The organism is Sinorhizobium sp. B11 (genome assembly GCA_039725955.1).
Lineage (GTDB): Bacteria > Pseudomonadota > Alphaproteobacteria > Rhizobiales > Rhizobiaceae > Rhizobium.
In genome coordinates this window covers 221414-236207 of sequence record CP091035.1, presented here as the reverse complement: position 1 = coordinate 236207, position 14794 = coordinate 221414, and the positions used below count along the sequence as shown (strand labels likewise).

Sequence of the window (14794 nt, the reverse complement as noted above, 5' to 3'; positions counted from 1 at the left end):
TGTCATTCGATCAGCGACACCTGCTGGAAGAAAAGAGGGGATGCGCGGCATCTGCCGCTGAGCGGGTTGCTTGTGAGCACCGAAACCACAGATCTCGATGCTCGCAAGCAGCGGTCATGGCTGACGCTGTTTTGCTAGGCCATCAGCTTTAGAAGTTCCAGCCCCGCCGTCGGCTTCGCGACAAAGGTGACGCCGGCGGCGACATCCTTATGCGAGAGCTTTACCAGCCCTGACGTCACGATTACCCGCGTCGACGGCCAGGATGTGCGCACCTTGGCAACGAGCCCAAGGCCATCCATGCTTCCAGGCATGTCGATATCCGTATAGAGCGTGTCTATGACGTTGTTCTTCAGAAGGACAAGCGCTTCATCGGCATTGGCAGCCTCCAGGGTCCGGAAGCCGGCTTGATCGAGAAAGTCGACAATATTGTAGCGAAGCTGATGCTCGTCCTCGACAACGAGGACGCTGCGTGGCTCATTTTGCGATAGCGCCAGCCTCGGACGCTCTATCACTTCCCTGCCGTCGGCGGACGCCTGCGTTTTTTCCAGGAGGTCGCGCTCAAGTACGGCTTGGCGCCAATGGATCTCATCCTGGCCAAAGGGCTTGCCAGCGTCTTCCCAGAGAGAATAGGCACGCTCGGCGATCCATTCGTTGCGATTGTTGCTCATCGGTACCATCCCTGTTTTGATCCGGCTATCAAACGTTTTCTTACCGATCGAGTTCCCGGGCTTTGGCTTAGAATGAGCGTCTGTACGATGGCAGACATTGCAGTGCTGTCTCCCGGAAGATAGCGACGTCACGGGCCCGCTGGGGACGCGACCTTTGGCTCGTTCGTCCGTCGATGTAAGCCTCGATGCTCGGTGCGAAGCATCACGACCATCAGAATGACGGGGGGCCTGGAACTTGCGTGTCGGTTGGGTGTTCTTGCAGCGAAGGGAGTGGCGACGGCAATGGAAGCACCGATCATCATTGACCAATATATCGAAATCTACAGGCAGGGCGGGCTTACCGCTTTGAATGCGACCCTTGGTGCCATGGGAGCGGGCCATCGGGCGGACATTCTGGCTGCGTTGGAACGGATAGGCTTTCAGATCGAGTGGCACGTGGAAGGCACGACAGGAACTCGCTCAGGTATCGTCTGGGCAGGTCCCGATCCGCGTTCTGAGTGAGCCCGTCGCGGCGCCGGCATCTCATATAAGCCCGCTCGTATCGATAATGGAAGCGGCGATATAGCGCTCGTCGCCCTCGTTGAAGTAGTAGACGCAGACGAGGCTTCCGTCGGTACGCAGGATCGAACGTACATAGCCAAGATCGGGCAGGTGCCCGTCGTTGCGGATGATGTGTTCCAAAGACCAGGTCCTGCCGCCATCCGAACTCGTTTTCAGGCGCAGGCCGAAAGGCCGATCTCTGACACCATAGACCAAAAACAGGCGCGCCTCCGCCGACATAGCCAGACTGGGAGGATTTCCGCCCTTGCCCGTGCTGTCGACGACAGTACCCGAGCGATGCCATGTACCGCCGCCATCCCAAGATCGATAGGCGTCAAGCCAGCCGCGACTGTCGACGCCGTGCCCGCATCGCAGGATTGACAGGATGCTTCCGTCGGGAAGGCCGACGCTTGCCGGCATGATCGCGTAGCCGTCGGGGTTTCGGACATGAGTTCCGATCAGGCGGAAGCTTCTTGCACCGTCGCGCGTCTCCGCGCAAAAGGTCTCGCCCTCCGTTCCGTCAGCCTTGGCGCGCGTCAGCATGAACAGCGCTTGATTTTCCGAAAGAGCGACGATGTCGGTGCGTGCAGCAAGACCTTCCTTCATCAATCCGTTGAAGGCATAGGGGCCATCCCAGCGTTTGCCGCGATCACGGCTGACGTAAAACCAGCTGAGCGCATTTCCGCCAAGCCCCGTGCGGGCAGCCATGACGATTGTTTCCCGGTCGAGAAAATTTACCGGGGTCTGAAGAGGCCCCAACATGGCGCCATCGAAATGCACTCCCGCCTTCAGCAGCGAAGAAAGATGCTCGTCAGCCGACAGGCTTTCGCCGCCGGGAATGATGGCGTTGAAGGGCTCGATCTCCCATGTACGACCGCCATCGAGACTGCGGGCCTGAAGCGGTGGAAAGGGGCTGTTCTTGTCTCGAGCATGCAATCTTCCCTGGGAACCTTTCCATCCGGCGGCAAACACTGCAAGCACTTCCGCGTCCCAGGCCCAAGCTCCGTAATTGGCCGGCCAGGCCGCAAATCGGCCCTCCCGGCGATAGATCTCGTAGTGTTCCATGCTCACGATGCGGCTTTCACTGCCGGCGCTTTGTGCGCGCGTGCAATTTGACGCCAAGTATAAAGGTCGAGAGACAGAAGCAGGCTGCGTTTGCCAGGATGATCGGCAGCTCGTTCCGGAGCAGACCAAACAGTGTCCATAAGGCAAAGCCTGTAACGGTCAGAAGGTACATTCTCGTCGAAATCGCCGCCGTCTCCTGGCTGCGCGCGATCTTGAGCGCTTGCGGCAGGAAGCTTGCTACCGAACATAAAGAGGCCGCATAGCCGATCACTGTTACTATCTCCATGTCATTACCTCAAACTATCGAGAATCTGCCTTGTCGAACGGTGGCGACATCATCAAAGGCGCAAACAGATCCTCAAAAAAGGCAATTCGCTCATTGCCCGAATTCGTCGGGGTCGCAAACACGATGCGATCCGGATGCAAGGCAGCGTCCCTACCGCGCGACAGAACCTTCAGAAGGCTGGGCTTGGGACTGGCGCGAAAGCCGACAGCCAGGCCTGTCGGGCCGGCCTCCAGCCTTTCGATACCGCAATTTCGGGCAACGGTCTTGAGTTTCGCAATCCGCAAGAGGGTCACGATCTGCGGGGGCAGCTCGCCGAACCGATCCTCGAACTCCTCTGCAAGTTCATCGATCTGCCCGACAGACGACGCTTTTTCGAGACGAGCATAAACGTTCAGGCGCAATGTTGGATCGGGAATATAATCGGCGGGTATCGACGCGCTCTCGCCGAGCGCCGTCGAAACCGGCCCATTTGCCGAAGACGACCTCTTCGATGCTGCGGCGATCGCATCTTCGAGAAGCTTCTGATAGAGGCTGATGCCGATTGCCTTCATATGGCCGGCCTGGTCCTCACCGGTTAGATCGCCTGCGCCCCTGATGTCAAGATCCTGCAGGCTGATCGACAGCCCCGCTCCCAGCCGATCGTGTTCGACGAGGGCCGACAGCCGAAGGCGGGATTCCTCCGCAATCTGATGCTGCGGTTCTGTCAAGAAATAGGCCACGGCTTGCGCCTGGCCGCGACCGACCCGACCCCGCAACTGATGCAATTGAGACAGACCGAAACGATCGGCGTTCCAGATGAGGATCGTGTTGGCCCTAGGTACGTCAAGGCCGTTCTCGATGATGTTGGTCGACAGAAGGACGTTACCGTCGCCATTTGCGAAATCGACCACGACCCGGTCTAGGGCCGTGGCATGCAATTTTCCGTGCGCGATCCTGACCGTTAATTCGGGAACGATCTCCTTGAGCATCCCGGCAAGATGATCGATATCCTCAATGCGTGGGGTGATGACGAAACTTTGCCCGCCTCGCCGGTGCTCGCGCAGGAGCGCCGTGCGCATGGCGACTGGGTCGGCCTCGACGAGATGGCTCCTGACGGGCCTGCGGCGCGCCGGGGGTATGTTCAGCAGGCTGACATCCTGTAGGCCAACCATCGCAGCCTGGAGGGTGCGTGGGATGGGCGTTGCCGACATGGTGAGCCGGTGAAGCCCTGGCGAAAGATTACTCATTTTCTGCTTGGCGCGTGTTCCCAGGCGCTGCTCCTCGTCGATAACCAGCAGTGCGAGATCGGCAAATTTGATATCTCGCGCCAGGATCGCATGGGTCGCCACCAAGATGTTGATTTCACCGTCCGCCAGTCCGGCCTTGATCCTTGCCGCTTCTTTCCTGGACACAAGCCTGGACAACATGGCGACCCTGATCCCGGTCCGCGCGAAACGGCGTTCGAACGTCTCGAAATGCTGGCGCGCCAGAACGGTTGTCGGCGCCACGATGGCGACCTGTGCACCGCAAAGCGCCACAACGGCTGCAGCCCGCAGCGCAATCTCTGTCTTGCCGAAACCGACATCGCCACACACGAGCCTGCTCATCTGCCTCCCCGAGGCGAGATCCGTCAGGACGGCATCGATGGCTTCAGACTGATCGCGCGTCAAAATGTAGGGGAAATGAGAGACGAACTGCTCGTAGTCGCGAAGAGGAGCCACGAAGGAACGCGCTTTTGCCTCCTGTCTCTGCTTTTGGAGACGGCGCAGGTGGCGGGCGGTAAGGGCGATATCGCGAGCGATCGTCTGCCGGCGCTTGGCCCATGCTTCGGTGTGTAGGCGGTCGAGCGGCACGGCCTCCGGCTGGCCGCCATATCGCCAGATCTTGCCGAAATCCTTCATCGGAACGAGGATCGATGCGCCGTCGCGATACTCGAGCCGGGCTGTGTCCTGGACCAGCCCATCAATCTGCAAGCTCTCCAAGTCAGCCAGGATACCGATCCCGTGATCCTCGTGAACCACCGCATCGCCCAGTTGCAGTTCGGGCTCGGAAAGCGCCTGTGCGCCTGCGGGCGATCGCAATCCAAGGACATCGCCAAGTCCGATAACGACGAGATTATCGGCGGCGGAGGCGAAGCCCTGCTCCAGGTCGCCGGCAAGTGTGAGCAGAGATCCAGGCGGGGCGTTTTGAACATCGGACCACTGCAGAACGGGCCTGGCGCGGAGATTTCCGATCCGTTCGGCGCGCCTGCGCAGGGTGTCGAAGACATCCCCGCGCCCTGCCAGCACCATCTTTTGCTCATGGCCGAGCGCAGTTTCGATGAAGTCGGCAACTGCCCGACGGGGACGTGGCGTTTCAAAGAATTTCGGGAGAGGCTCGCCGCCCCGAAGATCCAGTTCCTGTAGCGCGACCTTGCTCCTCACCGCCTGCCATTCTTTTTTGTCGAGATAAAGGGATTGTGCTTCTGCCAGCGTCCCCCCGCGCAAAACATGCTCGGCCTGCCTGGCGTCATCGATGATGGCGAGGTAACGTTCGGCGCGCGCCTCGGAACCAGCTGCAAAGATCATTGGCACCTCGCCGAGCGCGTCGAACGCAGTTTGAAGGTTGCCATAAAGACCAAACAGGTGCCGTGCGATGTCGGACTGCGATGGAGACGGCGCACTCTCGGTACATTCGGGCTGCCCGTCGCGATGTATGGCTTCGGAGGCCGGTCCCAACGAGATCGCGTTGAGACTCCCTTGCGTCCGTTGCGTCAGCGCATCATAGCTGCGCAACTCCCGGATCCTATCCCCGTGCGTGAGCAGGGCCCGCACAGGATGCTCCCCTCCGGCGGGGAAGATGTCGATCAATTCGCCACGAATGCCGTATTCGCCGTGATCATCAACGACACTGTCTTCTATATAGCCCGTTCGCTGCAGGAAACGCTCAAACGCGAGGCGGTCAAATGGCTCACCCACCCTGAGTTCGTATCGGCTGGCCTCGATCACCGCTTGAGGCGGCACGCGTTGGAGGAGCGCATCGAGCGACGTTACCAGCAATCTTGATCCGTCACCGTGCGCCCATTGCCATAGCGCCTCCATTCTGCGTCCCATCGACTGCCGCGAGGGCGGTACCCGGTCGAATGGCAGACAGTCCCAGGGAGGAAAGAAGACAGGCTTCAGGTCTGGCGCAAGGCAGGTTACCGCATCAAAGATTGCGCGTGCGCTGCCCTCGCCTGACGCAACATAGATTAGTCCTTTTTCGGATTGCTCTGCCGCGGCCAAAAGGCGAGCGGCGATAAATGCAGCGGGGGGACGTGGTTCCAAGGCCGGGTCTCGTGTAAGCGGGGCACCCCCGGTCTGATCGGTCGTTCGCAACAAAAATCATCCTTTGCAAGGCGATACTCGGATCGCCGCTCTAAGATTGAGGCCACCTTCCGCCTCCGACAGCGCATTGCCCCGGCCGCGTCGGTGGCATCTTATCCCTTGCTGGCAGGTGTGGTTCAGCCAGGCGCCTTCAAGACGGCGACGGCAATGCTGGGGTCACCGGTGTTGAAATACCCCATGCCCGCACCGCCTAATCGCCTGTGCAGAGGGCATCGGCAAGGCTTGCGCCTGAAGGCGGCATCTTTGCGTCCGCCGAGCCTTCCGCGCTGCCTGCCGTCATGGGTCCGAGCCCTGCTGTTGGGCCTGGTGCCTTGCCGCTTTCAATTTGGCGCTCTTCTCGCTGCGGCGCCGGCTTTCCTCCTCCACTGCGCTGCGCGCCACACGATCTGTTTCCTCGAAAGCTTCCCGTCTTTGTTTGGCCGATGTGGACAGGCGTGGTCGCGGCGCGGCAGTATCGTCAGCCATCTGAGCTCTCCCAAGAAGTCATGATCACCTGCAAACGCTTCAAACGCGCGAATGATGCATGCCTGTACGCTAGCGGACCAAACGCAAACCTCTCTTGGTTGTCCGCGTTCTCGGCGCTTGTCGACCGAGACGCGCGCGCGGCTGGACACCTTTTGAACCCAGGGCAGGAGAAAATGGAAGATACTCTCAATGTTGGGGTCGCCGCGGGGCGACGAGGATCGAGCCGGCAGATCTTTGATGAGCGCGCGATTGGAAGCCAAACCCGTCGATGCCCACCGCGGCGTTAGTGCAGGATCGTCACCGCGCGCTGTTTTGCAATGCTCTGAAGCGCTGCCACCAGGTTTTCGCATTCTTCCAGGAGCAGCCGAAGGTGGTCATCGTTCATGCCAGCGATTTCGCTGGTTGCGGTTGACATGGCGGCGATGAGCCGGTCGATCGAAATGCAGTCGGCTGCGGGTGAATGCCCGAGCACGCCTTCGCGATGGCGCACCAGTTCACCGACGATCCGCAGGACGAGGGACCGGCGTTCTATCTCATTCAGAGAGGACAGAAAGCTTATTGCATGCCTTATATCGGCGAGCAGCGGTGTTCTCATTCGATCTCCCACCATGAGATCGAGACATATCACCGCCCCCCTTCCCGCAATACGGACCATGGTCCGATCTTAGGCTCTCCGTCATCCAGCGTACGATCAGTGGAACACCAGGTCGCATCAAATGGGCCAGCCTTAGCCCGGCGACAATGGCGGCTGGCGCTTGTGCTCGCTTGCCTGATAGGCAGCGAGGATCTTTTGAGCAGCCGCCTGCGTTACGTCCCTGCCCTCCAGGAAGTCGTCAATTTCATCATAGGTCACGCCATAGACATCCTCGTCCGGACGCAAAGGCGCATCGGACTCAAGGTCGGCGGTCGGGATCTTGAAGACCAGATCATCCGGTGCACCGAGATGCGCTGCGAGCGCTCGCACGCGCCGTTTCGTGAGGCCCGCGAGCGGCAGGATGTCGGCGGCGCCGTCGCCGAATTTGGTATAGAAGCCCATGACTGCCTCGGCCGCATGATCCGTGCCGATGACAAGGCCGCGCGTCGTTCCGGCGAGCGCATATTGAGCCACCATGCGCTGGCGGGCCTTGATATTTCCAAGGTGAAAATCAAGTCGCCTCTGTTCGAGGAGATCACTCGCCTCGCGCCTGACGCCATCGAGCGTGGCGTCGGCGGCAGGTTTGATATCGATGGTCACGACCCGATCCGGTGAAATGACCTCGAGTGCCTTTTGCGCATCATCCTCGTCTGCCTGCTTGCCGTAGGGAAGGCGCACTGCGATGAACTGGAGGCTGTAGCCAACGTCGCGAAGAGAGGCAGCGGCGTGTTGTGCAAGCAGACCTGCGGCGAGGGAATCGACGCCTCCGCTGATGCCGAGCACAAGGGAGCGGCAGGATGCGGCGCGCGCATAGTCGGCGAGAAACCCCACTCGACGTTGCGCCTCTGTGGCTTGATCGAACCTATTTGCTACCCCAAGCCGCTCGGCAATCTCTCTCTGCTGGTCGAAATTCATCGTCACCGTTCCGATCAAGGCCAGACGCCAAGTCTAATTGTTTCGCTCAACGAATTTGGCAAACCGGCTCGTTTTGCCATCCTTCGTCTCCTCCTGATAGAGAAATTCCAGCTTGTTTTCGTCGAAGATCTGAAAGAATTCGTCCCAGCCGATCTCCTCAAACGCCTCTTCCTTTTCGCCGAAATCGATGCGAAGCAGGCCCCCCTTTATCTTTGGTGCGGATGACGGAGGGACGGCCTTTTCTCTCCTCGACCCAGCCACGGATTGTCTGGTGATCGGTGGTCCTGTCAGAACTGCTCATATCAGCCTCCTCTGGCTGCAGAAGATGCGCGAGTGCATCTACAAGAGTGGATGGGTTTTCTTCCAGTTGCGATAAGGGGCAAGCAGCTGTCCTGGAAACCGGGCTTCGATTTCCTCCTCCACCAGCGCGATGCGCGAGAGTATTTGCTCGCGCCCGGCGACGTCGACGGCCTCGCTGGCGGTCTCCAACTGCCGCATCGCCAGGAAAACCTCTTCGATGCTCATGGCCGAAAGCTGCGATGCAATCTCTTCAACCGGTCGTGCGGAAATGTCGATGGCGGGCATTTGCGGCTCCTTTCCGATTGGCAAGCAACTTCGCTTGCGTCGCATTGTTCCTCGCGCCCGGGAACAACTGGCACGGATCCTTGTTTTGCATCCCGGTCCAAAAGGAGGTCCTCATGAAGAAAGTTTTATCCGCTTCGATCATTTTCGCCGCCGCCACTACCTCGGTCTTTGCGCAATCGGCAGCCGAGAAAACCGGCGTGAATTCGGTCATGGGAATGGCGCCGAAAACGGAAGACTTCGTACTCGAAGCAGCCAGCAGTGACATGTTCGAAATCGAATCCAGCAAGCTTGCGCTCGAACGCGCCGATGACAAGACGAAGACCTTCGCCCAGCAGATGGTGGCGGATCACCAGAAGACCTCCGAGGAACTGAAGGCGATGATTGCCGGCGGTAAGGTCAAGGCAGCTGCGCCTTCCTCCATGACGTCGTCACACAAGAGCATGCTCGACGATCTCAGCAAGCTCCAGGGCGACGACTTCACCAAACTCTATCATTCCGACCAGGAAGACGTGCACGAGGAGGCCGTCGATCTGTTCAAGCGCTATGGTGAGGAGGGGGACAATCCCGAGCTCAAGGCCTGGGCCGCAAAAACCCGTCCTGCGTTGGAACACCATCTTCAGATGGCAAAGGATCTGAACAAGTAATCTCGATTGACCCTGTGGAGACGATCTCCGCGGGGTCGCCCCACTGCATCCAAGGCGTGCGCCTCATCGCAACTGGACCCTTGAAGCGTCCCTCAGAAAACTCTGGGTTTCCAGGAGCTCGAGTTGCACCGAGAAACGGTCTCCGAGCAAGGCAAGCGAGGCATCGTGCGTGTCGTCAGCGCCACTGCAGACAGCATCGGTCAGCAGGCGCACGCGATATCCGAGATCGATCGCGCCCAGTACCGCCGCTAGCACGCACACATCCGTTTCACCGCCCGTGACCACGAGTGTATCGACGGATTCTGCTTGCAACGCTGCATGCAGCTTGCCGCTTATCCATGGCGAGTAGGTCATTTTGTCAAAGATTCGGGCAGGCGGTACGAAACGGCGAAGCTCCGGCACGAGATCGAGCATATCCTCGCCAATGCGCTCACGCGTCATATCCTCCCACTTGCGGTAATAAGCCTGCCACGCACCTGGCATCTGATCGGCGCGCGCAGGCGGGATGAAACGCGTGAAGAGAGTTCTTTCGGGGTGACGTGCGACAAGTTCTGCGACGGCAGGAGAGACTTTTGCCATCCAGGCAACATGCCAGGGCGTCTCTTCGGCAAACATCCGCTGCATGTCGATGCACAAATGGATCCAGTTTGCGTTCAAAAATGGTCGTCTTTCGCTTTGGCCTTTTGAAGAACTGAACTTCGCTCGGGGGCCCAGGTTCCCGCTGCGCTGGAGACGTGCCGCGGCATCCAGAAGTGCCGGTCATATCCGTGCACAGCCGACCGGTCTCCATGAAGCGAACAGGCGCTTGAGTGGAACCACGAAGCTGGCCCGGGTGTTTTGATTCGGGGGCCAAGCCAGGAGATCAGCATGCAAGTAAGAGACGTAATGACCCGACAGGTGGTGACTGTGGCGCCTCATGTCAGCGTCCGAGATGTTGCGCGGCTTATGTCGGAAATTGATTCCGGTGTCATCCCTGTCGTTGGGAATGAGGTCTTCGGGATCGTCACCGACAGGGACATCGTCGTGCGCGCCGTCGCCGAAAACGTCGATACCGACGGGCCAATCTCGAAAATAATGACGACCGGGATCGAAAGCTGCCTGGAAAGCACCGAGCTTCGCGAGGCGGCTCACCGAATGTCCGAGCTTCAGATGCGCCGCCTTTTGGTTTTTGATGATGGTGGAAACATCACCGGCATCCTTTCGCTCGGCGACATAGCAAAACTGAACGAGGAACTTGCCGGCGTCACATTGGAAGATATTTCCGAGGACGAGAGCCACTAGCGCTGACGGGTCAGCATTGGAGCTACAAGCGCTTGCCAAACCTGCCATCGCCATCTCATTACGCCGAGCCGCGGCCAGGCCGATTAAAGATACACGCTTTTCGAGCGCGCGCACGGAACCGCGACGATACCTCGACGTTCGAAATGAGAAGAGGAGTTGCCGGCATGAACAAATTCAAGAGATCTGCCCTGGTAAGACAACCGGATGACGCTGGACTGACGCTTGCTGGCGCGTTGACGCCAGGGATCCTGCCGATGTGGCTGATCAGAAAACGAATTGTATCGCCCCAAATCGGCCAGGCTGGGGTGGCGGCCCCCGCGCCCGATCGGGCACAGGACCTCCGCTTTGGAAGGGATGATCCGAGGAAGCGAGCGCCTGGCCTGGATTGCCGCCGGACCGCAGCTGAGTGAGGATGCACCTTCCGTGCAATCGCTATGATCGGTTATCGGTATGGGGCCACTCAAAAAAGGCGATCGCGGCACGAGTGGCTTGGCAAATGCGGCAACGATCGTGACCTCGCCACCAAACAAGTATCCGAAGCGATATGTTCAGCGTTGAAATCCGCGGAAGAAAACGCGCCCTGGCCCGCACCGCAGGATTGCCGCAGCGATCATTGGCAAGCGGGAGCACCGCCTGGATGCGATGGAACCAAAATTAATGTTGCAAGTTCGGATATCAGCGCCATGGAGGTAAATATGAATATCGGTTTCAAAGCAGTGCTTTTATCGTCGCTGATTGCCAGTTTCGCCGCACCATCGATCGCCGATGCGCAGGTCGAACTGCGTCTCGGTCCTGGCGGTGTCGAGGTCCAGAATCACGATCGGGACCGTTACGATGATCGGTATTATGAGCGCGGCCCGCGCCGCCGCTGCGATCCGCGCGATGCGCTGGACAACGCCCGCGATGCGGGACTTCGCCGGGCGCAGATCATCCGCGAGACCCCGCGCAGCATCACGGTTCAGGGATTTACCCGAAGCGGCAGGCCAGACCGCATGAGCTTTGCCAATGTCAGGGGATGCCCCGAGATCTGAGCGCGCGTCCTCCAAAGCCAGACCATGCACATATCGTCGGCAAATGCCGAGGCTGCAAAATCGGTTCGGTATGAACGGGCGTTGCATGCTATGTATTTGGGCGGCTGGTCGCCTTAGATCAGCAAGCATGCCTCGCAAAAGTCGGTGCCGAACGCATGGATAATCTTGACAGCGAAATGATAAGCCCAGCAATCCTTTGCGACGTCATCCTGACGGAATGGATGGGGCAAGGACGAACTGGCTTTGAAATCCGCGCCCTGCGGCAGGAAATGGAACTCTATTATTTCAAACGCGGGTCTGGCAGTGCCGCCTGAGATTAGCGATCCTCGCAGGCTGGTGCCTGTGAGGCGGCTCCTCGAAGCCCGCCCGGATCGGGTCAGCTCGGTGGATCCGGCTGCCATTCACTGGCGCTTCACAACAGCGTCCTGATGGCAAACTTTGATCACTGATAAAAGCTTTTTCCGATCGAACAGGCCTTAGCGCCCGGCCATGCCAACCAACTAGAACGTGTGTGACAGATTTCTGTTCCGGTACGGCGGCGTACGGGAACATCAAGGCAGGGCGCGCATTGATCAAGGCCCTCGTACGGCGACGAATGTCGGCAAGGAGCGATAACCCATTTGACAGGAGGAGCCACTATGGCAACCGCGAAGACATTGGATGACCTGTTTCTAGACACTCTGAAGGACATTTACTTTGCCGAAAAGCAGATCCTGAAGGCTCTGCCGAAGATGGCGCGCGCAGCCCAGTCCGAAGAAGGCAGGGCCGGCTTCATCCAGCATCGAGACGAGACCCAAGGACAGATCGAGCGCCTGGAGCAGGTGTTCGAGCTACTCGGAAAACCGGCGCGTGGGAAGACCTGCGAGGCGATCCAGGGCATCATCGCGGAAGGTGAGGAAATCATGGAGGAGTTCAAAGGCTCGCCTGCGCTCGATGCAGGGCTGATCTCCTCGGCGCAGGCCGTTGAACACTACGAGATCGCGCGCTACGGTACTTTGATCGCCTGGGCCAATCAGCTTGGACTGACAGATGCCGTTCCTCTTCTTAAGGCAAATCTTTCCGAAGAGGAAGCGACCGACAAGAAGCTGACGCAGCTTGCGCAGGCGCAGGCCAACCCCAAGGGCCAAAAGGTCGCCTAAGGCAAGCACACCAAAAGGTCGCCCGGCGGGCGGCCTTTTTCGTTGCGCCCGCCGCTCTCGGCGAACGGACAGCACCTCTGCCAGATGAAGACGGATTGGTCCCGACAAGGTGCCGGCGACGCTTATGCTTTGTTTAATCCCGCCGGCGTCTGAACGCTTCGCGCAATTGCCGTTTTTTCCGGGCCTGTTCTAGGGAGTAATCGGCGTAGCCGAGACAGGCGTAGAGGAGTGGTCTGCCAGCAACGGCAAGGATCAACAACAGAGCGATCTGTAACATGGGTGGGCTGTCCGACTTCGTCTTCGTCAGGAACATGCAACAAGGCGCGATGATCGCTTCCCCGGCCATGCGATCAGAGATCAACCTCGACGTGATCTCCCATATCCGGTCGCGCTTTGCTGACGGCTGCGGCGGCCATCTTGATGTAACTGACCAGCGTGCCGGGGCTGTCCCAATATTCGGCGAACGATGGTGTCACCTTGAGAATGCGGATGGACGGATCATCCGCGTCGTCCCACCAGGCCTTGGCGGGCGTTGCCCAGAACTCGCGGATCTTATCGCGGTCGTTCTGGATGACAGCTGTGCCAGAGACAGAGACATATTTCTGGTGGCCAGGATCGGCAAAGGCCAGATTGACGTGCGGGTATCGAGCAATTTCCTCATCCTTGTGGCTTGCAACATCGGTAAGGAAGTAGATGGCGTTTTCCAGCCTTTCGACATAGGCCGACATTGGACGCGCTTTCAGGTCCAGGCCATTATGGGTCGTCAGCATGCAGAAGCCGATTTTTTCGATGAGATCCCAGAGCTTTTGTTGTTCGTCAACTTGATCGGGCATTTTACCTCCAATTTCGCAATGTGGGCTGACCGCGTGAAACCTCGTCGACACGGAAAGCGCCGGGATAGCGCGCGCAGTCCTGCGCATCCAAAACAGGCAGCACGCGGCGGATGTTCACGCTGGCTCGATTACCGGGAACCAACTCCGCCGATGCTGGTTGTGTTCCCGAACGAGGAGAATAAGCATGTCGAATGTTTTGCGTGGCGGTGATGATGCCGTCAACAATGCCACGAGTACCACCCGTTTCGGTCGCTCCGTGGAAAGCCGTGCACAGATGCTTGACGCGCAAGCGGAGGCGGCTGCCGGCGATCAGAACGAAGCCTTGAACCTCTATAGGCTTGAGCCGATCGCCGCTCTGGATGATCCGCGATGGGACAATAGCCTCAATCACGGGATTGTCATGGTGGCAGCGCGCACGCCCGGGGATGCCCGTATCGTAGCCTCGGGTCGCGAGCTGGATTTCATGGAAGTGGATTCGGCGCCCGCCGAAGACGTCACGACGATCAATGCAAGCGCTTTTCGCGACGACAAGCTCTATACGGTCGTCGAGGTCGAGCGCAATCGTAGCGACCTCATACGCGGCGTGGTCGAGGGCGAGATCTCCGTTGCCACGATCAAGCCGGTGCAGCTGGATTAAGGCTAGCCATCTTCGTAAAGGCGCTCGAAGAGCAGCGACAACAAAAGATTGCAAGGCGCATCGCGGCGCATTTGGAAGGACATTATGCAGATCATCAAGTTCCAATCGCAGCCTGCCGCTGCAGACCGGCCGGACCATGATTTCGTGTCGATCGACCAGAACGGGCAGGAAATCTACAGGTTCGCGTTGCAGTGCCGCTGGAACGACAAGACCTGGGCTGCCGAAATTTGGGCCTATTCCCTGGATGACGCCGAGAGGCGCGTCGAGGCCATGCGGCAGTCTTTGATCGTCTCGGGACAGCTCTACAGCGATATCGGTTGCGAAGCGCTGCCCTTCATACCTGCGGGCTGACAGATCGGCACACGTCATCCGAGATTTGACAGGAGATCGCCGTGACACTCTATCATCGTTATAGCCAGGGACAGGAAAGCGAAGGTGACCTCGTCATCAAGTTTTACCGATCCGGTGAAGAGATTCGTGGCTATGTCCGCAAGGTTGCCGCTTCGAAAGACGACGATGCTATCTTCCCGGGCGAGGAGATGAGCCCGCCCGCCGCGTTCGAAATCGCGCGCAGCCATCTACGGGACGATCACCTTATTCTCATTGAACTTGCCGAAGGGGTCGAATGGGATCGCGCTTGGGGCGACCTGGTTGTCTGACAGCCTAAGCTCCAGCCGCATCGACTTATCGACGGCGGTTGGCAACAGCGGCGCGATCAGGCGCCGTC

At 59.1% G+C, this 14794-nt stretch carries 18 protein-coding genes and 2 pseudogenes; 9 read left to right on the top strand and 11 right to left on the bottom strand.

Annotated elements, in window-relative coordinates; all coding sequences use genetic code 11:
- Positions 1-134: 134 nt before the first annotated feature.
- Positions 135-668 carry a response regulator gene (locus LVY75_34215; GenBank protein XAZ26326.1) on the bottom strand — a complete coding sequence of 178 codons (534 nt, stop codon included), beginning with the start codon at positions 666-668 and terminating at the stop codon, positions 135-137.
- Positions 669-950: 282 nt separating this feature from the next.
- On the opposite strand from LVY75_34215, the gene LVY75_34210 reads away from it, so the two are divergent.
- A complete protein-coding gene (locus LVY75_34210; GenBank protein ID XAZ26325.1) occupies positions 951-1169 on the top strand; it encodes a hypothetical protein in 219 nt (72 codons plus the stop codon).
- Positions 1170-1190: 21 nt separating this feature from the next.
- Here LVY75_34210 and LVY75_34205 read toward each other — a convergent pair whose 3' ends face one another.
- The 8 genes and pseudogenes from LVY75_34205 to LVY75_34170 all read right to left on the bottom strand — a co-directional run bounded on the left by LVY75_34205 (position 1191) and on the right by LVY75_34170 (position 8502).
- Complete coding sequence (locus LVY75_34205; protein ID XAZ26375.1) at positions 1191-2273, bottom strand: glycoside hydrolase; 1083 nt, start codon at positions 2271-2273, stop codon at positions 1191-1193.
- Positions 2274-2289: 16 nt separating this feature from the next.
- Positions 2290-2559 (bottom strand): SemiSWEET transporter, encoded by a 270-nt coding sequence (locus LVY75_34200; GenBank protein ID XAZ26324.1) that lies wholly within the window; start codon positions 2557-2559, stop codon positions 2290-2292.
- A 14-nt stretch (positions 2560-2573) separates the two neighbouring features.
- On the bottom strand, positions 2574-5105 hold the full coding sequence (locus LVY75_34195) for a DEAD/DEAH box helicase (protein XAZ26374.1): 2532 nt from the start codon (positions 5103-5105) through the stop codon (positions 2574-2576).
- A 192-nt stretch (positions 5106-5297) separates the two neighbouring features.
- Positions 5298-5618: pseudogene (locus LVY75_34190) on the bottom strand (transcription-repair coupling factor).
- Between the two features lie 1033 nt (positions 5619-6651).
- Positions 6652-6963: a hypothetical protein gene (locus LVY75_34185; protein XAZ26323.1), complete on the bottom strand. Its 312-nt coding sequence runs from the start codon at positions 6961-6963 to the stop codon at positions 6652-6654.
- 132 nt (positions 6964-7095) lie between these two features.
- Complete coding sequence (gene nadE / locus LVY75_34180; GenBank protein ID XAZ26373.1) at positions 7096-7923, bottom strand: ammonia-dependent NAD(+) synthetase; 828 nt, start codon at positions 7921-7923, stop codon at positions 7096-7098.
- Between the two features lie 27 nt (positions 7924-7950).
- Positions 7951-8218 (bottom strand): annotated as a pseudogene (locus LVY75_34175) (hypothetical protein).
- 38 nt (positions 8219-8256) lie between these two features.
- Positions 8257-8502, bottom strand: coding sequence for a hypothetical protein (locus tag LVY75_34170; protein ID XAZ26322.1), 246 nt, complete (start codon positions 8500-8502; stop codon positions 8257-8259).
- Positions 8503-8615: 113 nt separating this feature from the next.
- Between LVY75_34170 and LVY75_34165 the strand changes: the two genes are divergently transcribed.
- Positions 8616-9146, top strand: coding sequence for a DUF4142 domain-containing protein (locus LVY75_34165; GenBank protein ID XAZ26321.1), 531 nt, complete (start codon positions 8616-8618; stop codon positions 9144-9146).
- A gap of 63 nt (positions 9147-9209) precedes the next feature.
- Here LVY75_34165 and LVY75_34160 read toward each other — a convergent pair whose 3' ends face one another.
- Entirely contained in the window at positions 9210-9770 is a 561-nt protein-coding gene (locus LVY75_34160; protein ID XAZ26372.1) for a cysteine hydrolase, read from the bottom strand.
- Between the two features lie 243 nt (positions 9771-10013).
- On the opposite strand from LVY75_34160, the gene LVY75_34155 reads away from it, so the two are divergent.
- From LVY75_34155 to LVY75_34140, 4 genes are all read left to right on the top strand, one after another.
- The gene (locus tag LVY75_34155) at positions 10014-10427 is read left to right on the top strand and encodes a CBS domain-containing protein (GenBank protein ID XAZ26320.1); all 414 of its coding nucleotides are present in this window, start codon (positions 10014-10016) and stop codon (positions 10425-10427) included.
- 695 nt (positions 10428-11122) lie between these two features.
- Entirely contained in the window at positions 11123-11458 is a 336-nt protein-coding gene (locus LVY75_34150) for a hypothetical protein (protein ID XAZ26319.1), read from the top strand.
- 155 nt (positions 11459-11613) lie between these two features.
- Positions 11614-11772 (top strand): hypothetical protein, encoded by a 159-nt coding sequence (locus LVY75_34145; protein ID XAZ26318.1) that lies wholly within the window; start codon positions 11614-11616, stop codon positions 11770-11772.
- Between the two features lie 324 nt (positions 11773-12096).
- Positions 12097-12597, top strand: a complete 501-nt coding sequence (locus LVY75_34140) for a ferritin-like domain-containing protein (GenBank protein ID XAZ26317.1) — start codon at positions 12097-12099, stop codon at positions 12595-12597.
- A gap of 350 nt (positions 12598-12947) precedes the next feature.
- Here the strand turns inward: LVY75_34140 and LVY75_34135 are convergent, their stop codons facing one another.
- Positions 12948-13430, bottom strand: coding sequence for a pyridoxamine 5'-phosphate oxidase family protein (locus LVY75_34135; protein XAZ26316.1), 483 nt, complete (start codon positions 13428-13430; stop codon positions 12948-12950).
- Between the two features lie 184 nt (positions 13431-13614).
- On the opposite strand from LVY75_34135, the gene LVY75_34130 reads away from it, so the two are divergent.
- The 3 genes from LVY75_34130 (at position 13615) to LVY75_34120 (ending at position 14726) form a co-directional block, all read left to right on the top strand.
- Positions 13615-14067, top strand: coding sequence for a hypothetical protein (locus LVY75_34130; protein XAZ26315.1), 453 nt, complete (start codon positions 13615-13617; stop codon positions 14065-14067).
- Positions 14068-14151: 84 nt separating this feature from the next.
- On the top strand, positions 14152-14418 hold the full coding sequence (locus LVY75_34125; protein ID XAZ26314.1) for a hypothetical protein: 267 nt from the start codon (positions 14152-14154) through the stop codon (positions 14416-14418).
- Between the two features lie 41 nt (positions 14419-14459).
- The gene (locus LVY75_34120; GenBank protein XAZ26313.1) at positions 14460-14726 is read left to right on the top strand and encodes a hypothetical protein; all 267 of its coding nucleotides are present in this window, start codon (positions 14460-14462) and stop codon (positions 14724-14726) included.
- The last annotated feature ends 68 nt before the right edge of the window (positions 14727-14794 follow it).

Bases quoted from the DNA above. Each gene is read 5' to 3' on its own strand.
- LVY75_34215 (XAZ26326.1), bottom strand. From the start codon at position 668: ATGAGCAACAATCGCAACGAATGGATCGCCGAGCGTGCCTATTCTCTC.
- LVY75_34210 (XAZ26325.1), top strand. From the start codon at position 951: ATGGAAGCACCGATCATCATTGACCAATATATCGAAATCTACAGGCAG.
- LVY75_34205 (XAZ26375.1), bottom strand. From the start codon at position 2,273: ATGGAACACTACGAGATCTATCGCCGGGAGGGCCGATTTGCGGCCTGG.
- LVY75_34200 (XAZ26324.1), bottom strand. From the start codon at position 2,559: ATGGAGATAGTAACAGTGATCGGCTATGCGGCCTCTTTATGTTCGGTA.
- LVY75_34195 (XAZ26374.1), bottom strand. From the start codon at position 5,105: ATGATCTTTGCAGCTGGTTCCGAGGCGCGCGCCGAACGTTACCTCGCC.
- LVY75_34185 (XAZ26323.1), bottom strand. From the start codon at position 6,963: ATGAGAACACCGCTGCTCGCCGATATAAGGCATGCAATAAGCTTTCTG.
- LVY75_34170 (XAZ26322.1), bottom strand. From the start codon at position 8,502: ATGCCCGCCATCGACATTTCCGCACGACCGGTTGAAGAGATTGCATCG.
- LVY75_34165 (XAZ26321.1), top strand. From the start codon at position 8,616: ATGAAGAAAGTTTTATCCGCTTCGATCATTTTCGCCGCCGCCACTACC.
- LVY75_34160 (XAZ26372.1), bottom strand. From the start codon at position 9,770: ATGCAGCGGATGTTTGCCGAAGAGACGCCCTGGCATGTTGCCTGGATG.
- LVY75_34155 (XAZ26320.1), top strand. From the start codon at position 10,014: ATGCAAGTAAGAGACGTAATGACCCGACAGGTGGTGACTGTGGCGCCT.
- LVY75_34150 (XAZ26319.1), top strand. From the start codon at position 11,123: ATGAATATCGGTTTCAAAGCAGTGCTTTTATCGTCGCTGATTGCCAGT.
- LVY75_34145 (XAZ26318.1), top strand. From the start codon at position 11,614: ATGGATAATCTTGACAGCGAAATGATAAGCCCAGCAATCCTTTGCGAC.
- LVY75_34140 (XAZ26317.1), top strand. From the start codon at position 12,097: ATGGCAACCGCGAAGACATTGGATGACCTGTTTCTAGACACTCTGAAG.
- LVY75_34135 (XAZ26316.1), bottom strand. From the start codon at position 13,430: ATGCCCGATCAAGTTGACGAACAACAAAAGCTCTGGGATCTCATCGAA.
- LVY75_34130 (XAZ26315.1), top strand. From the start codon at position 13,615: ATGTCGAATGTTTTGCGTGGCGGTGATGATGCCGTCAACAATGCCACG.
- LVY75_34125 (XAZ26314.1), top strand. From the start codon at position 14,152: ATGCAGATCATCAAGTTCCAATCGCAGCCTGCCGCTGCAGACCGGCCG.